Below are 18,413 nucleotides of genomic sequence, written 5' to 3'. Positions count from 1 at the left end.
GGATCTGAAGATCGCTGAAGTCCTTCGAACTTATCGCAGCCTTCGGCAGCGGCTACAGAGTCTGTGGTCCCTCTCAGTAACCCCGCGCGAAATCCACTTCGCCACGCAACGCCGTGTTGGCCTGATAGGCCTGCAGGTTGTCGATGAATAGCTGCGCCATCAGGGTCGGCGAAGTCGGCGCCGAGCTGTGGCCGGTCAGCAGCAGGCCCCAGGCGGTCCAGAACGGATGGCGCTGCGGCAACGGCTCCTGGCGGCAGACGTCGATCACCGCACCCGCCAGATGCCCTTCCTTCAAGGCTTCCACCAGATCCGCATCGACCACCGCGACACCGCGGCCGACGTTGATGAACAGGCCGGTCGGCTTGAATTGCTTGAACAGCGCCGCGTCGTACAGGTCATGGGTGTGCGGGGTGTTGGGCAGCAGGTTGATCACATAATCCACCTCGCCCACCAGGCGCCCGAGCTCCGACATCGCCGCCACTTCGACAAACGGCGCCTGCTCCCGGGCTTCGCTGGCGATGCCGTACAGCTCGACGCCGAATGGCAGCAGGAACTGCGCCACGCTGTGGCCGATATCGCCCGCGCCGACGATCAGCACCTTGCGCCCGGCCAGGCTCTGGCCCGTGCGGTTATCCCACTTGCGCTCGACTTGGCTGACCAGGCGCGCGAGGACTTCGCGCTCGTGGCCAAGCATGTAGGTGAGCACGTATTCGGCCATGACCTGGCCGAAGATCCCAACAGCGCGGGTCAGCCGGTAATGCCGTGGCAGGCCGTCGGCGAGCAGCGGCGTGATGCCGGCCCAGGTCGATTGCAGCCACCGCGGCTGGTGGCCCTGGCGCAGCAGGGTGGCCAGCAGGTCCGGCTGGCCGAGCCAGACCGGGCAGTCCGCGGCCAGCTTTGACAACTCGGCGGAATCGCCGCTGGTGAGCACTTCCAGGTCAGGTGCCAACTGACGCAACAAACGGGCATAAATAGCGTGATCGTGTTCGGCAATCAGAACGCGCATGGTTCAAACCTTACAAAACGGTGCAGGCAGCCGCCGACGGAGTATCGCTCCATCGATCGCGGCAGCCGCCAGATATAGTCAGTTCCATTTTCAACGATGCCCCGGACAGGGCATCTACAGGTGTCCGTCAGACCGGATCATTACGGCGCAGCAGCTCTTCGGGCAAGTGCTCGATGTACTCGTCCTCGGCCGGTGGCATCTGCAGGTGGTAACCCTGCTTCTCGAGATTCTCCAGCACCTGGTGAATGTCCTCGCGCGACAGCTTGCGCTCCGGGCTCAGCACCAGGTCGAAGGCGTGCTGCGGCTTGCCGAACGCCAGCAGCAGGTTTTCCGGCACGCGCTCCAGGGCATCGCTCTTGAGCACGTAGAGGTACATCTCGTTCTTGCGCGGGCTTTTGTAGATCGAGCAGATACGTTTCATGGCTGTTCTCCGGCGGTGGCCAGGCTGTCGAGCAGCGCCTGGCCCATCAATTCGCGGCGCCAGCCACGCAGCGAATCGGGCAATTGGTAGGGTCCGTTGGGGAAGCCGCTCTTGAGCAGGCTTTCCAGGGTTTTCTTGCGCAGCATCAGTTCCGGGGCGATGCCCAGGCGCTCGGCTTCGGCCTGGCCCACGGCGCGCAGGCGCTTGAGCAGGGGCGAGGCTTCCATCGGCAAGGGTTCTGGGACGGCCGGCGGCCACTGGTCGGGGCTGACGCTGGCGGCACGCTTGATCAGGCCCAGCAGGAACTCGCCGTCCTGGCGCACGGTGCGCGGGTGCATGTCTTCGATTTTCGCCAGGGCGCCGAGGCTGTCCGGCTGGCTCTTGGCCAACGGCCACAGCGAGTGCTCGCGCACGATCCGGTTGCGCGGCAGGTCCCGCGCCCGTGCCTCGCGCTCGCGCCAGGCGCAGAGTTCACGCAAGACCGCCAGCTGCGCACGGGACAGTTTCCAGGCCAGCTTGGCCTCGCGATACACCTCGTAGGGATCGACTTCGCGGCGCAGGTTGGCCACCAGCTCGGCGCCGTCTTCCAGTACCCAGCTGTATTTGTCCCCGGACAGTTTCGGCCGCAGTTGGGTGAAGACCTCGGCCAGGTGCACGGCGTCTTCGGCGGCGTAGCTGACCTGGGTTTCCGACAGTGGACGCTGCAGCCAGTCGGAACGGGTCTCGCCCTTGGGCAACTCGATGCCCAGCACTTCCTGGACCAGTCGCGAGTAGCCCATGGAGAACCCCAGGTTCAGGTAGGCGGCCGCCAGTTGCGTGTCGAACAACGGCGCCGGCAGGCTGCCGGTCAGGCGCAGCAGGACTTCGAGGTCCTCGCTGCAGGCATGCACCACCTTGACCACCGCGCTGTTCTCCAGCAAGGCCGCCAGCGGTTGCCAGTCGTCGATGGTCAAGGGGTCGATGAGGTAAGCACGCTGGCCATCGCCAACCTGCAACAGGCCGGCGATCGGATAAAAGGTGTCGACCCGCATGAATTCGGTGTCGAGGGCGACGAATGGCAGCTTCTGCCACTCGGTGCAGAATTGACCGAGGCTATCGTTGTCGCGAATCCAGTGAATATCGATGGCCACACGGCTCTCCCTTGAAGAATGGCGCGCAGTATATATCGCCCTCGGCGATTTCTGAGCATTCACTCGACAAGAGCCTGCGCGAAATCGGCACCCGGCCACAAGAATAATCCACCCGCCGTCGGCTAACCCTGTTTGCGCAGCACGCAAACCCGCCAGGCGGCGCAACCGGGAATGAAATCCTGGTGGCTGAGCACTTCGAACCCCGCGCCCTTGAACTCGGCCTCCACCTGCGCCCGGCTGGTCTGCCCCCATGGCTCAGGCTGCAGTTGCCGGGTTCGGTTGCCCAGCAGCCGCTCTTGCAACGCCTTGAGGCGACTGTCAATGCGCACCGCCAGGATCACCGAGTCGCGGCTGACCCGATGGAATTCGCCCAGCAACGCCAGGCGCGCCTCGCTGCTGGCGACATGCGGGAACAGTTGCAGGCAGACAATGCAGTCCACCGCGTTGGCCGACAGGCCGATGCTGAACGACGAACTCTGGAAGGTCCTGACCCGCCTGAGCAGGCTCGCCGGGTGGTGGGTCTGGGCGTGGTTGAGCATGTCCTGGGACGGGTCCGCCGCCAGAATCACCCGATTACCGTGTTCGCCCAGCACCGGCCAGAAGCGCCCCGCGCCACAGGCCAGGTCGAGAATCAGCCCCGGCTCGCCCGCCACCTTCAGTGCGTGGCGGACCAGCCATTCGTCGCGCCACAGCGACAGGCGCCGCCCCAGCCCGAGCGGACGTTCGTCGCCACAGACGCGTGCATGCGCCTGGTCATAACGCCTGGCGAACTCGAGTTCGAGGGGGGATGGAGGGTGGGCGGACATGGATCTGCTGACTCTTGTAGGTCTTGGATAAAAAACAGGTTAGCGCCCCGATCGTGAAAAAAAGGTCGAACGCCGATCAAGGCTTCATTGCCGCGCCAGAACGCCGTCGACCACGCTGCCCCGGCAGCCGGCGAACAGGTCAAGGTCAGGCTGGTAGACCTGGCTGTCGACCTCCAGCAGGCCAAGCATCGAGTGGAACAGGTTGTCCTGGCTCAGCGGCTTCTCCCGGCTCAGTTGCAGGCAATGGGTGTCCACCGAGAACGCCTTCTGATAGCTGTCGGAGAACCAGGCCAGCATCGCCACGTGCTTTTGCTGCGACGGCGCGAGCATGTAGGGCGTGCCATGCAGGAACAGGTTGTATTCGCCCAGTGACTCGCCATGGTCCGACAGATAGAGCATCGCGGTATCGACCTTGTCTTGGTTGCTGCGCAGCAGGTCGATCAGGGTCGCCAGCACGTAGTCGGTGTACAGCAACGTATTGTCGTAGCCGTTGACGATGCTCTCGCGACTGCAATTGTTCAGGGCATTGCTCTGGCACACCGGAGTGAAGCGCTCATATTCCTTGGGGTAGCGCTTGAAATATTCCGGCCCGTGACTGCCCATCTGGTGCAGGACCAGCACGGTGTCCTTGTCCAGGCTATCGATGAAATGCTGCAGGCCCTGGAGCAGGATTTCGTCGCGACATTCGCTGTTGGCACAGAGCACCGGGTCCTTGAGGTTGCTGACATCGTCCAGGGTCACCCGGTCGCAGGTGCCCTTGCAGCCGGACTGGTTGTCCCGCCAGATCACCTCGAGTCCGGCGCGCTTGAGCACGTCCAGCAGCCCTTCTTCGTTCTTCGCCTTGCTGGCGTCGTAGTTCTTGCGCCCCATGTTGGAGAACATGCAGGGCACCGAGACCGCGGTCTCGGTGCCACAGGACGACACGTCGGTGAAAGCGATCAGGCCGTTTTCCTGGCTGAGTTTCGGCGTGGTGTTGCGCTCGTAGCCCAGCACGCCGAAGTTCTCGGCCCGGGCACTCTCACCGACCACCAGCACCGTCAGCGACTTGCGCGCGTGGTTTTGCCAGGTCGGATTGCGCTGGGCATCTTCACCGATCTTGACGAAGGGCTGGCGCGCCGAGACCACTTGCTCACGCAGATAACCGAAGGAAGCGCCCACGTAGTTGCTCGGCACTATCATCAGGCGCAATTCATGGTGATTGCGAAACAGCGAGGCCAGCCCCTGATAGTTGGCCAGGGCGACCCCGCCAATGGCCACCGCGCAAATAAAGGAAACCAGCAACTTGCTGAATAACTCGCGGTGCCAGCGACGATAATTAATCGGGGTTTTCCACAATAACCAGGAAGGCAATACACCCAGAGACAGAATATAAACAAGCAACTTCAGCGAGAGTAAGTCACGCACTTCCGTTGCATTGGTCTCGGCGAAGTTGCGAAACATTCCGGCGTCTATCAGCACTCCGTACTGGTTCATGAAATAGGCCACGCCGGCACTGACCATGAACAATAGAACCAGCACCGGCTTCAGTACCCGGCGAAACGCCAGCCAGCTCAGAATGAGGTTGAAGGCACAGAAGATCATCACCCCGAAGGCCACGCGCATGGCGATGCCACGGGTGTCCGAGGTGGTAATGCTAAACAGGTGCTGCCAGAGCACAAAGTTGCAGCCCAGTAATAAAAAGGCGCAGGCAATCAGCGTCACCCATTCGGGACGCAGGGGCTTGATGTTTAGCATGACGATCGGCGTGTTCCTTGAAAGAAGTGCGTCGCCGACAAGCCCGTTATTCAATGACTGCCCACGACAGCACGAACTTTAGGTAGCCGACCATCAACGTTTCGTGAAAAAGAAGCCAACAAATAGTTGGCATGGCCCTTTGCCAAAACTTTTTCGGTGAACACAATCCACAACGCCCTGGCAAGCGATGCGCCTTGCCCCGCTCCGGTCCGGCGCAAATAATGAGCCGCCCTCGGCCACTCCCCTCGTCATCAAGGATCGACCGCATGAAAGCACGCCTCCTGCTCTGCTCGCTGCTGACCCTCAGCGCCCCGGCATTTGCCGCACCAGACGCCTCGCACCTGGATCAGGTCATCGAACGCGGCCACCTGAACGTCTGCACCACCGGCGACTACAAGCCCTACACCTACCTGCGCGCGGACGGTGCCTACGAAGGCATCGATATCTCGATGGCGCAGTCCCTGGCGCAAAGCCTGGGGGTCGAGGTGAAGTGGGTGAAGACCACCTGGAAAACCTTGATGCCGGACTTCCTGGCGAACCAGTGCGACATCGCCGTGGGCGGTATTTCCGTGTCCCTGGAGCGGCAGAAGAAAGCCTTCTTCAGCGACACCCTGGGCGTCGACGGGAAGATCCCCCTGGTGCGTTGCGCCGACAAGCAGCGTTACCAGACCGTCGAGCAGATCAACCAGCCTTCGGTACGCCTGATCGAGCCGCCGGGCGGCACCAACGAAGTCTTCGCCCGGGCCCACCTGCCCAAGGCCAGCCTGACCCTGTTCGCCGACAACGTGACCATCTTCGAGCAATTGCTGGAGAACAAGGCCGACGTGATGATCACCGACGCTTCCGAAGCGCGCTTCCAGCAGAAGCTCAAGCCGGGGCTATGCGCGGTGAACCCCGAGCAGTACCTGCAATACAGTGAAAAAGCCTTTCTGTTGCCACGGGACGACGTCGCCTGGAAAAGCTACGTCGACCAGTGGCTGCACCTGAGCAAGGCCACCGGCTTCTACACCGGCGTGGTCAATCAGTGGCTGGCGGCGCCCACGCCCTGAGTCGTCAGCAGCTCGCGAAAAGCCTGGCACGCGGCACTGCGATAGGCGCCCTTGCGCCCCAGCAACGCCACGCTGCGGGGCGCCAGGGCCGGTTGCAGGAGCACCGGGCGCAGGCCCGGCTGTTCCTGGGTGATGGCCAACGGCAGGATGGTCGCCAATTGCCCACGGCGGACGATTTCGACAATCGCGCCGATGGAATTGGCCTCGATGGCGATGCGCGGCGTTATGCCCTGCTCGCGGCAATAACGGTCGATATGCTGGCGGGTGGCGAAATCACCGCTGAGCAGCACCAGCGGCTGCCGCTCCAGCTCGGCCGCCGTCAGTTGCCGCGGTAGCTCGGGCTGCTGCTCGCGGCTCACCATCAGGCTCAGGCTCTCCTCGAACAACAGCTGGCTGTCGATGTCCGGCAGGTGCTGCCCGGCAAAGGCGATGCCGAGGTCCAGGCGGTCTTCGGCCAGGGCCGCTTCCAACTGGTCCTGGGTCATTTCTTCGAGGCTCAGGGCGATCCCCGGATAACGCTGGTTGAAACGGGTCAGCAGCGGCCCCGCCAGGTAAGTGATGAAGGTCGGGGTCATGCCCAGGCGCAACGAGCCGCGCCGCAGATCCTGCACGTCATGCATCGCTCGCTTGGCCGCCTCCAGGTCCTGCAGGGCCAGCCGAGCATAACGCACATAGGCCTCGCCGGCGTCGGTCAGGCGCACGGTGCGCCCCGAGCGGTCGAACAGTGGCGCGCCGAGGCTGTCCTCCAGTTGCTTGATCTGTTGCGACAGCGTCGGCTGCGACACATGCAAGGCTTCGGCGGCGCGGGTGAAGTTGCGGTGCTCGGCAACGGCCAGCAGGTAACGGATATGACGTAGCAGCATGGGGGTCCCAAAATTAAAGCAGCCAACTATAGGCAGTACTTATGGAGAGCATAACAAGCCGGTCTTGGACGCTATAGCTGAAATTTCCCATCCTTGCACCATCAGCGATGCAAGGAGAACCACCATGCAGCACATCATCGACGGCTTCCTCAAGTTCCAGCGCGAAGCCTTTCCCAAACGCAGCGAGCTGTTCAAGCAACTGGCCACCACCCAGAACCCGGGCACCCTGTTCGTCACCTGCTCTGACAGCCGGGTGGTGCCGGAACTGCTGACCCAGCAGGAGCCGGGCGGTCTGTTCGTGATCCGCAACGCCGGCAATATCGTGCCCTCCTACGGGCCGGAACCGGGGGGCGTGTCGGCCACGGTGGAATACGCGGTGGCCGTGCTCGGGGTCAGCGACATCGTGATCTGCGGCCATTCGGACTGTGGCGCCATGACCGCCATTTCCACCTGCAAATGCCTCGACCACCTGCCCGCCGTGGCCAGCTGGCTGCGCCATGCCGAGTCGGCCAAGGTGGTCAATGCCGCCCGCAGCCATGCTTCGGACGCCGCCCGCCTGGACGCCCTGGTGCGGGAAAACGTGATCGCCCAGTTGGCTAACCTGAAGACGCATCCCGCGGTCGCCCTGGCCCTGGAACAAGGCCGGCTTAACCTGCACGGCTGGGTCTACGACATCGCCAGCGGCGACATTGCCGCGCTGGACGGACCGAGCCAGGGCTTCGTGTCCCTGGCCGAACACCCCGACACCTGCGCCTTGGTCGGCAAACCGCGACACGCGGCTTGAGCGCTGCCTTTCTTAACAGCTTCTGTTCAACAACTCGTTCAACAACCGCTTCATCATCCCCAAAGAGGAACTCGACATGCTGCAATCCCAATTCGCCCAAGCCCCACGCCTGGCCCTGGCCGACACCATCATCGATGCCAAGGCGCGCAAGAACCTGTCGTGGCAACAGCTCACCGACGGCACCGGCCTGAGCCTGGCGTTCGTCACCGCCGCCCTGCTCGGCCAGCACGCCTTGCCGGCCGCGGCCGCCGACCTGGTCTGCAGCAAGCTCGACCTGGACCAGGACGCCAGCCGCCTGCTGCAAAGCATCCCGTCGCGCGGCAGCATCCCCGGTGGCATCCCCACCGACCCGACCGTGTACCGCTTCTATGAAATGCTCCAGGTCTACGGTTCGACCCTCAAGGCGCTGGTCCACGAGCAGTTCGGCGACGGCATCATCAGTGCCATCAACTTCAAGCTCGACATCAAGAAAGTCGAAGACCCGGAAGGCGGCTCCCGCGCGGTGATCACCCTGGACGGCAAGTACCTGCCGACCAAGCCGTTCTGATCTTCCTGTAGCCGCTGCCGCAGGCTGCGATCCAGGCCGCAGGACTGGCGAACCGGGCAACGCGATGTTTCTGGGAGACCGCGTGTGCAGGTTGGGGCCGCTTCGCGGCCCAGCGCAGCCTGCGGCAGCGGCTACAGGTGTTATTTAATTTTTAAATACCACTGCTGACTTTCTGATTTGCCCCTGCCCTGCCCCTCCCCGCCTAATCAGCGCCTGAATTGTTCAAGGCCTGGTTATGGAAAACGTTCGTGCAACAACCCGCCCCGCCTTCTGGCTAATGCTCAGTGTGATTCTGGTGGCCTTGAACCTGCGGCCGTCGATGGCCGCCGTCGGTCCTTTGCTGTCCGGCATCCGTGGCGATATCGCCCTGAGCTTCAGCGGCGCCGCGCTGCTGACCATGCTGCCGGTCATGGCCATGGGCCTGGCGATGTTCTTCGGCGTGCGCATCGGCCAGCGCCTGGGCGACCACCGCAGCGTAGTGGTTTCGCTGCTGGTCATTGGCCTGGCCACCCTGTCGCGGCTGTTCCTCGATTCAGCCGCCGAGCTGATTCTCAGCGCCGTGCTCGCCGGCCTCGGCATCGCCCTGATCCAGGCGCTGATGCCGGCGCTGATCAAGTTGCGTTTTCCCGACAATGTCTCGCTGTTCATGGGCCTGTACGTCACTTCGATCATGGGCGGCGCGGCCGTCGCGGCGTCCTTCGCCCCGCTGGTGATGAGCCGCACCGGCAGCTGGCGCCTGGGCCTGGCGATCTGGGCGGCGCTGGCGGTCCTGGCGCTGCTGTTCTGGCACGCGCAACGGGCGGCCATGCCAAAGCTGCCAGGCGCCGCGACCCACCACGAAGCCTTTGCCGGCAACCGTCGCGCCTGGCTGCTGGCGGTCTTCTTCGGCCTGGGCACGGCGTCCTACACCTGTGTCCTGGCGTGGCTGGCCCCCTATTACGTGGAGCAGGGCTGGAGCGAACAGAACGCCGGCCTGCTGCTGGGGTTTCTCACCGCCATGGAAGTGGTCTCGGGCCTGGTGACGCCGACCATCGCCAACCGCAGCCAGGACCGCCGCCTGGTGCTGGTGACGTTGCTGGTGCTGATCATCGCCGGCTTCTGCGGGCTGATCCTCAGTCCGCAACACCTGAGCCTGCTCTGGCCGTGCCTGCTCGGCCTGGGTATCGGCGGGTTGTTTCCCATGAGCCTGATCGTGTCCCTCGACCACCTGGACAATCCACGGCGCGCCGGTGGCCTGACCGCCTTCGTGCAAGGCATCGGCTACCTGATCGCCGGCCTGTCGCCGCTGCTCGCCGGGATCATCCGCGACCGTCTGGGCAGTTTCGAATGGGCCTGGTGGTCGCTGACCGCGGTCATGGCGCTGATGATCCTGATGGTCCTGCGCTTCGATCCGCGGCACTACCACCGCCACTTCCAATAACCCGGGGAACGCGCCGATGAAACCCGCCAGCTTCCTCAATGCCCATCTCGGCATGCTGTTGTGGGCGGTGCTGATCGCCGCCTCGTTTTTCGCCGCGGCCCAGGTCAGCCAGGCCGTCGACCCGCTGTTGCTGACGGGCCTGCGCCTGCTGTTGTCGGCCCTGATGTTCGTGCCGTCGCTGTGGCTCAACGGCGCGTTCCGGATCACCCGCGTCGGGTTACGCGCGCATGCACTGCTGGGCCTGTTGCTGGCGATCTACTTCGCCTCGCTGTTCGAAGCGCTGCGGCATACCTCGGCGGTCAACACTGGCATCCTGTTTGCCCTGGTGCCGCTGCTGACCTTGCTGTTCGAAGGCATCCTGCTGAGCGGCGACCCTGCGAAAAACCGCCTGTTGCCGATGCTGCTGGCGGCCGCCGGGGCCATGCTGCTGACCTTCAAGGGCGGCGCCGAGGGCATGCCGTCGCTCTACGCGGTCGGCGTCTATGGCGTCGGTTGTCTGGCCATGGCCTGTTACTCGCCACTGAGCCAACGGCTGAAAGCCACCAGCCTGAAAGATCGCAGCCCGGCCGCCATGACCTTCTGGAACATGCTGTTCGGCGCGCTGTTCCTGTTCGCCTTCTGCCTGCCGGGCGGTGGCTGGCGCAGCGCCGAGTTGTTGCCCCTCGACGACGGCCTGTGGCTGCTGTACCTGGCCTTGTTCGCCACCCTGGCGACCTTCTGGCTGCTACACCGGGCCATCGGGGTGATCGCGCCAGCCACGGTGATTTCCTACATCTACCTGAGCACCCTGTTCATCACCCTCTTCCATTGGTTCGGGCTGGGCAGGCAGCCCCTGCCGAGCGAGCTGCTCGGCGCGCTGCTGGTGGGCCTGGGCATGTTCGCGCTGATCCTCGGCAGCCGCCGGCCAGCGCCCGCGCTCGGCTGAACGCACAAAGCACAGGGACAAGCCGCTACGTGCTGCGCCACACTGCGCAGGTCGTGTTCTCGGAATTAATTGTCCCCTTGCTGTCCATGAAACCCCGGGGCAAGGATTCAATTAGGACGATCGCTCCGTTAGCATCAGGCGAGTTTGCGCACGACCGCGCGAGGTGCTTAACGAGACGGAACTGATGCTGAACAGTAACTTGCTTAGAAAGCTCGACATGCAGGACCTGATGGTGTTTGTCGCCGTATACGAGCAAAGCAGCGTGACCGGGGTCTCGGAAACCCTGTGCGTGAGTCAGTCGACCGTCAGTTACTGCCTGAAAAAACTGCGCACCGGCTTCGAGGACGAGCTGTTCATCAACACTCGCACCGGCATGCGTCCGACCTACAAAGCCACCACCATGTACAGCCATGTGCTGAAGATTCTCGAGAGCATCAACCTGTGCCACTCCGGGGTCCAGGCTTTCGACCCGACCCGCCAGGCCGTCACCTTCAACGTCTGCGCGCCGGAATATTTCGAACTGCTGATCCTGCCCCGCCTGCTCAAGGGCTTCGACTTCGCCGACCTGCCAGTGTCGGTCAATGTGCACAAGCTGGAAACCGACATCCCCGCCGATGAACTGCGCGACGGTAGCCTGGACCTGGTGATCTGCTTCGGCCCGAACTTTCACCACAACCACCCCGACCTCAAGTCGCAGGTGCTGCTCGAGGATGACCTGGTATGTGTCTTCGACAAGCGCGCGACGCCGCCGCTGGAGCCGCGTTTCAGCTTGCAGTCGTTCGTCGAGCGCCGGCATGTCTACCCCACGCCCTGGACCTCGACCACCAACATGGTCGACGGCTGGCTGGCCCGCCAGGCCCAGCGGCGGCAGATCGTCGCGCGCTCCAACAGCTACAGCGCGGCGCTGAAGATGATCACCGGCACCGACTTCATCCTGACCCTGCCGCGGCGTATCCAGGCGCTGCTGACCAACGACGCGGTGTTCAGCCACTGCGAAGCGCCCAACGGCCTGCCGGGCTTTACCCTGGACATGCAATGGAGCGCACGCACCGACCAGGACAGCGCCAACACCTGGTTCCGCGAGCAGGTGGTCAAGGTCTGTGCGCAGCAGGGCCTATTGTAGGTTCAGGCCCTGCTGCATTCCGGTTCAGTGACCGATGCTGAGCTTGCCGTAGGAGTCGCGGTCGATATCGAGGATCTCCACCGCCAGTTGCAACTCGACGCCGGCCGGCCATTCGCAGAGTTCCTGCAGCACCGTCAGCAGGCTTTGCGAAAGCTGCTTCTTGATCTGTGGCGAACGCCCGCTGAGCAACGACAGCTTCACATGCACGAACGCCCGCTCGCCGAGACCGGTGCCGACGCGAAACGTCTCGACCTTGTGCGCGCGGCTCTTGATGTCGTATTCAGCGAACTGCCCGGACGCCACCAACGCGTGATTGAACCGCAGCAAGGCCTTGTCGGCGTCCAGTTGCGGCAGGTTGGCGGTGTATTCCATATACAGATGAGGCATGGCAGAGCTCCCTGAAAGGTGGCGTGAAAAAGGCGCTCCATACTACACGCCCCGCGACGGCCTGCCTGAATCATCTACCAAGGGATAAGAAGCTCAACGCGCCTTGAGCGGTGCCTGGTCGCGGTCGCTCATGAACACCTCCAGCCGCGAACGCAACCAGCGCTCGGCCGGGTCGGTATCGACATGGCTGAGCCAGACCATGGACAGGTCCAGGGTCGGGGTCTTGAACGGGAACGGCTCCTGGAACAATTGCCCCGACGCGGCCATGGCCGCCGCCGCGTAGTCCGGCAGGCTGGCGATCATGTCGGTCCCCGCCAGCAACGCCGGCAGCGAACTGTACTGCGGCACCGACAACACCACCTGGCGCTGCCGGCCGATCTCGGCCAGCCACTCATCGGCGAAGCCGCTGACATTGGCCGTATGCGACACCAGCACATGCGGACGGGAACAGTATTCGTCGAGGGTCAGCGGCGTGTCGCTGGCATCGGCGCGCAGCACGCTGGGCTGGATATGCCGCAGCAGCTTGCGCTTGGCGTTGGCCGGCAGCCCACGGGTCTGGCTGATGCCCACGGTGATATCGCCGGCGGCCAGCAGGTCCGGGATCCGCCAGTAGTCGGCATGCTGCACCACGAACACCACCTTCGGCGCTTCCTGGCGCAAGGCCCGCAACAGCGGCGGCAGCAGGCCGAACTCGACGTCGTCGGACAGGCCGATGCGAAAGGTCATGGTGCTGCTGGCGGGATCGAAATCGTGGGTCAGGCTCAAGGCCGAGGACAAGGCATCCAGCGCCGGCGACAGGTGCTGGATCAGCTCCTCGGCGCGGGCGGTCGGCTCCATCCGGTGGCCCACGCGAATGAACAGCGGATCGTTGAAGATCGCGCGCAAGCGATTGAGCGCCGAGCTGATGGTCGGCTGGCCGAGAAACAGTTTCTCCGCCGCCCGGGTCACATTGCGCTCGAGCATCAGGGTTTCGAACACCACCATCAGGTTGATATCGGCCTTGCGCAGTTCGTTGCGATTCATCCGTGTGCTCCATCCCCAGGTCGGAGCCCAGTGTAGAAAGGCCCCGCAACGGCGTCCATTGTCATCGAAGGGGCTGCGCTCAGCCCTGAAATGACTCAAGGGAAGGTAAAGGTGAACTCCGCCGCGCCATCGGCATCGCCGACCTTGAGCTCGGCATCGCTGCCGGTGCGGATATAGCCGGCGCGCAGCGGGATGATCGCGCTGTCGCCCACCCGTTGCATGTCGTAGAGGGTGCCATCGTACTTGATCCGCTGCTGGTTCAGGTCGTTGATCATGACGATGCCGAAGCCCTTGGCGCTGTTGGGCGAAGCCGTCAGATTGAGCACCGACGGGTCGGTGTGACCGGCTACTTTGTCGGTGAAGGTGATCTGTGGCTTGGCATTCAATGCGCACTGGCTCAGCTCGATGCGAAACGGCACCGGCGACGAGGTGGAACCCTCCTTGGGAAAATCGGCCAGGGAGAAACGCCCAAGCTTCACCGGGATGGTCCTGTACGACTCCACCACACAGGTGTTGGGAATGACGACCTCGCCTCCACCCCCCATATTGATGATGGCTGGCCCCATCAACGAGTAGGATTTGCGGCAGATGCCGATGGGTATGTTGTCGTTCGGGATGCTGACCTCCTCGCCCAGGCTAGCCACCCCCTTGAGCAGGTCGACCGCATACAGCATCAGCCCCGAGCTGCCATCCACCCGTTTGACGATCAACTCGCCGCTGGGTAACTGGCTGGGGGGGGGGGGACCGTCAGGATCAGAGACTGTATGTAGTTGGTCACCATCACCGAGCGCTGGTTCTGGCCAGCGCCGGGGCCAAACATAACCTGGTTCTTTTCCAGCGCGACGGGTTTGTTAGTCTGGGAAATCTCCCTGAGCACTCCGTCCGAGGAATTCACGGCAATCTTGAAACCGATGCCACTGATATTGATCGGCGCAATGGCATCGGACAATGGCGTGCCCGCGGTCCAGTACCCGGCAGATACCAGCTCATGGGCCTTGTTGCCGGTGCCGCCGCCATATTTGTAGTTGGTGATCAGGGCCACCGGTCGTTGCCACAGGACGGCGCCTACCGGCGTAGCGCTGGTCAATGGCGCGCTATTGTGGGTCCAGCCGTGAAATCGGTGGCGACAGGACGAACGGTACCGTCAAGCGGCTCGGGTCGGTGTGCGTATCCCCCCGGTCCAGCCAGGCTTGCAGGAGGATCGGCGCATCGCCGGTGTTGCCGACCCTGACCGTCAACGCCGGGGTATTGGCCGGGTAAATGAAGCGCGTGCCGGTAATGGCCAGCGCCGCCTGGGCGTCGACGCACAGCGACATCAGCAACCAGGCCGACAGCAGGCCGCCACGGATCCGCCGAGCCATGGCCGAGGAGCAGCGCAAGCCGCATGTCTGTTGCATCAGCCGTTCCTCGCCTGGGCGGGTGCCCCGGCAGCGTCGGGCGGCACCGGGCGGCATGGCAGGTCGAACACCTCATAGCCCTTCGCCTCGGCCGCCTTGGCAGGCGCGGCATCGCGCTCGGGCAAGCGGTAGTCGATCAGGCATTGCTGCCCAGGCTGGTCACCCCATTCGACGCGGATCGAACCCTGGTCCCGGGTCTCACGGCCCAGCGGGATCGTAAGGGTCAAACTCAAGGTCGTGTTGCTACTGACTGCCCGACGCCCTGAATACCGGTTCTGTCCCAACGTGCGCTGTACGGCGAAGGAATAGCTGTTGCCCCGCCACTGATTGCTATAACGCCCTGTCCCTTGGGCTCGGCAGCGGAAGCTTCCGCCCATGTTTCAGTCGCCATGACAATAGCCGCCGTAGAAACAAGACATAGAAAAAATCGACCTGAACTAAAACCGTACGAAACTAACGCACAAGCAAAAATAACCAGATAACTACGCTGGACGTTCAACATATTCGATACCGGCATGCAATCAGGTCATAGAGATGACAAAAACTGCAGGGTGATAATAATTACAGGGGCAATGTTTTTTAAGTACCCGCCGTCCACCGAAATCATTAATGACTTCGTAATGAACAGAGGCTTTGCGATAGATCTGAGGAATAAAAAACCCACTGCTGAAAGGTGCGATCATTTCATCTTTAACTGCAACCCGCTGCCCATCCAGAGCAACTTCTATCTTGCCAAAAGAAACGTAGTATGCAGCCGGATTATTTACCTGAACTCCCAGGCAATTCTCGACTTTACCTTTTCCATCCGGATGACTGGCTTGTTTGAATTGCCAATCGAGCTTATTCGCCACCAAGTCCACATCCGACTTCAGGTTCTTGGGTCGAAAGAACACTTTGATTCGGGTTCTGAAGGTAAACTGTAAGACGTTTTCATCAGTTTCCTTGCGCGGAGGCGTTTCCAGCACATTGAGCCAGAACAAAGACTCTCGATCTTCTGCAAGTTTCTCCCCCGTATAGGAAACACGCAGTGATGCCGAACTGTCCGGATCCAGGCGAATCACCGCGGGGGACACCAAAAATGGAACCTTTATTCCTCGGGACACTTAGTTGAATCGCCATCGTCAATCCAACGTTTGGCCAATGAAGCAGAGGGGCCGGTATTGTTCATTTTTATTGTCACCTCACGAGCATCCGACGGATAAACCAGCCGAGTGCCCTGGATGACTAGCGACGCCTGTGCAGTTCCAGAACATGCTCCGAAGAACATGACGCCGAGAACGAAAGAAGAAAAATACGCGCTTTCGGCGTCATGAATCACTCCTCGGGCGTTAGCCTTTACTTATACGACAGGGTGTATCGAACGAAGGAGTTACCCGAACCCGCGCCAACGGTAGCCGCGGTCGCAACATAGTTCGCCTTGAACTTCAGGGTTGCCGTGTTGCCTGCAACTGTGGCGACCTGTGGCGAGGCTTCCGACTGACCGAGTGGGACTTTCGTACCAGCAGCGCCGTCGTCGTTGTACACCTGGATCTGCACGCCGGTTGCAGGCGCCGCGCCGATCAGCTTGAGGTTCCCGGTCGCCGAGTCAACGTTGCCCACCTGGTCAAAATCAACGACGACCTTGGTTCCATTGGCACATTGCGCGCCGGACAGCACCAACGAGAACTTCTCGAACGGAGAAGCATCGCCAATGGCCTTGAAGATCGAAGGAGAGATGCGCCCCAGTTCCACGTTGGTGATGTTGTTTTCACCTGGTGCCTTGCCGTTGATATTGCAAGTCACGTCAGTGATGCTGCCAGAGAAGTTAATCACGCCGTCAGTGGCATGAGATAACGAAGGAACAAGTGCGGCAAGCATCAAGCTTGAAGTTGCGAGGGATACTAGAGATGTTCGTTTCATGTGATTTCCTTGTTCACGTTGATCGGCAGAAAAAGTGCAATCTATTTGATCACCCTCCTGGTTCAGCCATGACCCAATCGCACCTGCCATAGCAGTCCAAGCCTCTCTCACAAAGTCTAAGTCGATTGGTCGACAACAATAGCAGCTCCTTTGATCACCCCACGAGGGACGGTCCAAAGGAAGCCGTAGCTTACCGATCAACCCTCGAATTTGAATTGAGAGACGGCCGAAGCACCCATCAGAAAAATCTTAATAAACTGCCCGCTGATTTCGTCTTTACTTATGAGACAAGACTGTGTACTTCTTCAAAATGCTGCGTCCAGCTGAACTCTGCCAAATGCTTGCATCGCAGTAGCCTGAACCAGGCTAACTCGCTACTCAATAAAAAACGAAAGGAGTCTACCTCGCCGGCCTGCGCAGTGAGCACCTACACAAGGCCGAACCTCAATGAAAAGAATTGAATATAGAGAGTAAAAATATAAAACCTGCATACACAACTAACATAGAGAGAGCACACTATGGGATCCATAGTAATAGTCGACGACCATCCCTTGGTCAGAGTTGCATTGAGAGTCATACTCGAACGCAACGGGCACCATATCGCCGCCGAGGTAGACAATGGCGTCGACGCCATTCAAGTTGTTCGCACACATAAACCGGACCTGGTGATACTTGACCTCGATCTACCGCAACTGGACGGGCTATCTGTCCTCACTCACTTCAAGGCAAATAACTTCCTGGTAAAAACGCTGATATTGACTTCCAGCGACTCAAAGAACTTTGCCGTACGTTGTTTGCATGGGGGCGCAGCAGGGTTCATCTGCAAGGACGAAGCGCTGGATGAGGTGGGAGATGCAGTAAAGGCACTGTTATCAGGACATACCTATTTTCCTGAGAGTTCTCTGCTCCTGTTGCAGGAAAGCATTCACACCAACCAGATGCAAAGCATCGCTGCCTCCCAACTGACCAACAGGGAAATCACCACGTTAAGGTTATTGGCACAGGGGCTTAACAATAGGGAGATTGCAGCGACTCTGCTTATCAGTCACAAAACGGTCAGTACTTACAAAGTAAGACTCTTGAAGAAGTTCAACACCACCAACCTTCTGGCCCTGATTGAAATAGCCAGGCAGAAAGGAATCATATAGGCCGCTTGCGAAACTCAGCAGTGCATGGACATCTGTCCGTTTCAGAATCTTCGCCTTATCGGTTTTGCGACGGGACATCGAACACGACTCCCTTGGAGCAGCAGAGGAATCAGCGCTCACGAGGCAGTTCTCTCAGATTGATTGGCCCATCATCCTGTATGGCTACAAGACAGATGTCCTTGAGGTTGAGCAACGCCTGCTCGACCCACTGCGCCCTTTCCAACAGCACCGGCCAGGTCCCTGCGATGCTGACTTCCCTCAGGCGCTGGCAGCTGGAGATCAGCGGCTGGTACTTCAATACACAAGCGGCACCCGCCATCTTGTGGCACAGCCTGGCAATGGCTTGCCGATCTTTTTGTTCGCAGTACGCCCGCAACAGTTCAAGGTCTTTGATCTGGTAAGTCCGTACCTCCTCGATAAGCCGTCGTGCGACTTGCTCATTGTCGCCAGCAAGGTCCATGAGCCCGCCAAGCACCTCCAGCAACGACTCGGCGGAACCGACCCGGATAGCGTGAAACACCTCGCCATCCACGCTTACGCCTGCGTTGAAGCTTGGCGTCTCCGGCGTTGCGCCGGCCTGTGCATCCTGCCGATTCATATCTGCCTCCTTGCTCACTTGAATATGCCGCAGCCCGTTCATCGAATACGGATCAGGCTAGGCAAAACTCCTAGAGGCGAATATCAGACGTTTCTCAAAGCGCTGAACAAGACGGCTTTACTCGGGGAGGCCCCGGACATTGAAATCCGGACA

Annotated in this window: 20 protein-coding genes and 2 pseudogenes; 7 read left to right on the top strand and 15 right to left on the bottom strand. The window is 61.2% G+C overall.

The window, feature by feature from the left end; all coding sequences use genetic code 11:
• Positions 1–73: 73 nt before the first annotated feature.
• From H0I86_RS07220 to H0I86_RS07200, 5 genes are all read right to left on the bottom strand, one after another.
• The gene (locus tag H0I86_RS07220; RefSeq protein WP_180924525.1) at positions 74–1,006 is read right to left on the bottom strand and encodes a D-2-hydroxyacid dehydrogenase; all 933 of its coding nucleotides are present in this window, start codon (positions 1,004–1,006) and stop codon (positions 74–76) included.
• Between the two features lie 127 nt (positions 1,007–1,133).
• Positions 1,134–1,427, bottom strand: a complete 294-nt coding sequence (locus tag H0I86_RS07215) for a YcgL domain-containing protein (RefSeq protein WP_009047566.1) — start codon at positions 1,425–1,427, stop codon at positions 1,134–1,136.
• The gene (rnd, locus tag H0I86_RS07210) at positions 1,424–2,557 is read right to left on the bottom strand and encodes a ribonuclease D (RefSeq protein ID WP_180924524.1); all 1,134 of its coding nucleotides are present in this window, start codon (positions 2,555–2,557) and stop codon (positions 1,424–1,426) included. The genes H0I86_RS07215 and rnd overlap by 4 nt, the downstream gene beginning before the upstream one ends.
• A 122-nt stretch (positions 2,558–2,679) precedes the next feature.
• Positions 2,680–3,363, bottom strand: a complete 684-nt coding sequence (locus H0I86_RS07205) for a class I SAM-dependent methyltransferase (protein WP_180924523.1) — start codon at positions 3,361–3,363, stop codon at positions 2,680–2,682.
• Positions 3,364–3,447: 84 nt separating this feature from the next.
• Positions 3,448–5,097: a phosphoethanolamine transferase gene (locus H0I86_RS07200; protein WP_180924522.1), complete on the bottom strand. Its 1,650-nt coding sequence runs from the start codon at positions 5,095–5,097 to the stop codon at positions 3,448–3,450.
• 266 nt (positions 5,098–5,363) lie between these two features.
• Between H0I86_RS07200 and H0I86_RS07195 the strand changes: the two genes are divergently transcribed.
• Complete coding sequence (locus H0I86_RS07195; RefSeq protein ID WP_081362423.1) at positions 5,364–6,146, top strand: transporter substrate-binding domain-containing protein; 783 nt, start codon at positions 5,364–5,366, stop codon at positions 6,144–6,146.
• Here H0I86_RS07195 and cynR read toward each other — a convergent pair.
• The gene (gene cynR / locus H0I86_RS07190) at positions 6,119–7,009 is read right to left on the bottom strand and encodes a transcriptional regulator CynR (RefSeq protein WP_180924521.1); all 891 of its coding nucleotides are present in this window, start codon (positions 7,007–7,009) and stop codon (positions 6,119–6,121) included. The genes H0I86_RS07195 and cynR overlap by 28 nt on opposite strands.
• A 124-nt stretch (positions 7,010–7,133) precedes the next feature.
• Here cynR and H0I86_RS07185 point away from each other — a divergent pair, with 124 nt between their 5' ends.
• From H0I86_RS07185 to H0I86_RS07165, 5 genes are all read left to right on the top strand, one after another.
• Positions 7,134–7,793: a carbonic anhydrase gene (locus tag H0I86_RS07185; protein ID WP_180924520.1), complete on the top strand. Its 660-nt coding sequence runs from the start codon at positions 7,134–7,136 to the stop codon at positions 7,791–7,793.
• Between the two features lie 76 nt (positions 7,794–7,869).
• Positions 7,870–8,340 carry a cyanase gene (gene cynS / locus H0I86_RS07180; protein WP_009042607.1) on the top strand — a complete coding sequence of 157 codons (471 nt, stop codon included), beginning with the start codon at positions 7,870–7,872 and terminating at the stop codon, positions 8,338–8,340.
• Between the two features lie 235 nt (positions 8,341–8,575).
• A complete protein-coding gene (locus tag H0I86_RS07175; RefSeq protein ID WP_180924519.1) occupies positions 8,576–9,760 on the top strand; it encodes a cyanate transporter in 1,185 nt (394 codons plus the stop codon).
• 16 nt (positions 9,761–9,776) lie between these two features.
• A complete protein-coding gene (locus H0I86_RS07170) occupies positions 9,777–10,685 on the top strand; it encodes a DMT family transporter (protein ID WP_180924518.1) in 909 nt (302 codons plus the stop codon).
• A gap of 184 nt (positions 10,686–10,869) precedes the next feature.
• Positions 10,870–11,808, top strand: a complete 939-nt coding sequence (locus H0I86_RS07165) for a LysR family transcriptional regulator (protein WP_180924517.1) — start codon at positions 10,870–10,872, stop codon at positions 11,806–11,808.
• Between the two features lie 24 nt (positions 11,809–11,832).
• Here H0I86_RS07165 and H0I86_RS07160 read toward each other — a convergent pair whose 3' ends face one another.
• The 8 genes and pseudogenes from H0I86_RS07160 to H0I86_RS07130 form a co-directional block, all read right to left on the bottom strand.
• Positions 11,833–12,195, bottom strand: a complete 363-nt coding sequence (locus tag H0I86_RS07160) for a 5-carboxymethyl-2-hydroxymuconate Delta-isomerase (protein WP_180924516.1) — start codon at positions 12,193–12,195, stop codon at positions 11,833–11,835.
• 93 nt (positions 12,196–12,288) lie between these two features.
• Entirely contained in the window at positions 12,289–13,218 is a 930-nt protein-coding gene (locus H0I86_RS07155; protein ID WP_180924515.1) for a LysR substrate-binding domain-containing protein, read from the bottom strand.
• 95 nt (positions 13,219–13,313) lie between these two features.
• Positions 13,314–13,928 carry a fimbrial protein gene (locus H0I86_RS32065; protein ID WP_258019413.1) on the bottom strand — a complete coding sequence of 205 codons (615 nt, stop codon included), beginning with the start codon at positions 13,926–13,928 and terminating at the stop codon, positions 13,314–13,316.
• Positions 13,925–14,260: a hypothetical protein gene (locus H0I86_RS32060; protein ID WP_258019412.1), complete on the bottom strand. Its 336-nt coding sequence runs from the start codon at positions 14,258–14,260 to the stop codon at positions 13,925–13,927. The genes H0I86_RS32065 and H0I86_RS32060 overlap by 4 nt, the downstream gene beginning before the upstream one ends.
• Positions 14,261–14,315: 55 nt before the next feature.
• Positions 14,316–14,579 (bottom strand): annotated as a pseudogene (locus tag H0I86_RS07145) (fimbrial biogenesis chaperone); the annotation flags it as partial.
• Between the two features lie 35 nt (positions 14,580–14,614).
• Entirely contained in the window at positions 14,615–14,848 is a 234-nt protein-coding gene (locus H0I86_RS07140) for a FimD/PapC C-terminal domain-containing protein (protein WP_373369406.1), read from the bottom strand.
• A gap of 288 nt (positions 14,849–15,136) precedes the next feature.
• A pseudogene (locus H0I86_RS07135) lies at positions 15,137–15,926 on the bottom strand (fimbrial biogenesis chaperone).
• Positions 15,927–15,950: 24 nt separating this feature from the next.
• Complete coding sequence (locus tag H0I86_RS07130; protein WP_180924514.1) at positions 15,951–16,514, bottom strand: fimbrial protein; 564 nt, start codon at positions 16,512–16,514, stop codon at positions 15,951–15,953.
• Between the two features lie 518 nt (positions 16,515–17,032).
• Between H0I86_RS07130 and H0I86_RS07125 the strand changes: the two genes are divergently transcribed.
• The gene (locus H0I86_RS07125; protein ID WP_180924513.1) at positions 17,033–17,662 is read left to right on the top strand and encodes a response regulator transcription factor; all 630 of its coding nucleotides are present in this window, start codon (positions 17,033–17,035) and stop codon (positions 17,660–17,662) included.
• A 109-nt stretch (positions 17,663–17,771) separates the two neighbouring features.
• On the opposite strand, the gene H0I86_RS07120 is transcribed toward H0I86_RS07125, so the two are convergent.
• Positions 17,772–18,260, bottom strand: a complete 489-nt coding sequence (locus H0I86_RS07120) for an Hpt domain-containing protein (RefSeq protein WP_180924512.1) — start codon at positions 18,258–18,260, stop codon at positions 17,772–17,774.
• Positions 18,261–18,413 lie beyond the last annotated feature (153 nt).

It is taken from the genome of Pseudomonas chlororaphis subsp. aurantiaca, assembly GCF_013466605.1.
In the GTDB taxonomy this organism is placed as follows: Bacteria; Pseudomonadota; Gammaproteobacteria; order Pseudomonadales; family Pseudomonadaceae; genus Aquipseudomonas; species Aquipseudomonas chlororaphis_I.
The sequence above is the reverse complement of the archived record's forward strand: the minus strand, read 5'-3'. Positions and strand labels throughout refer to the sequence as shown.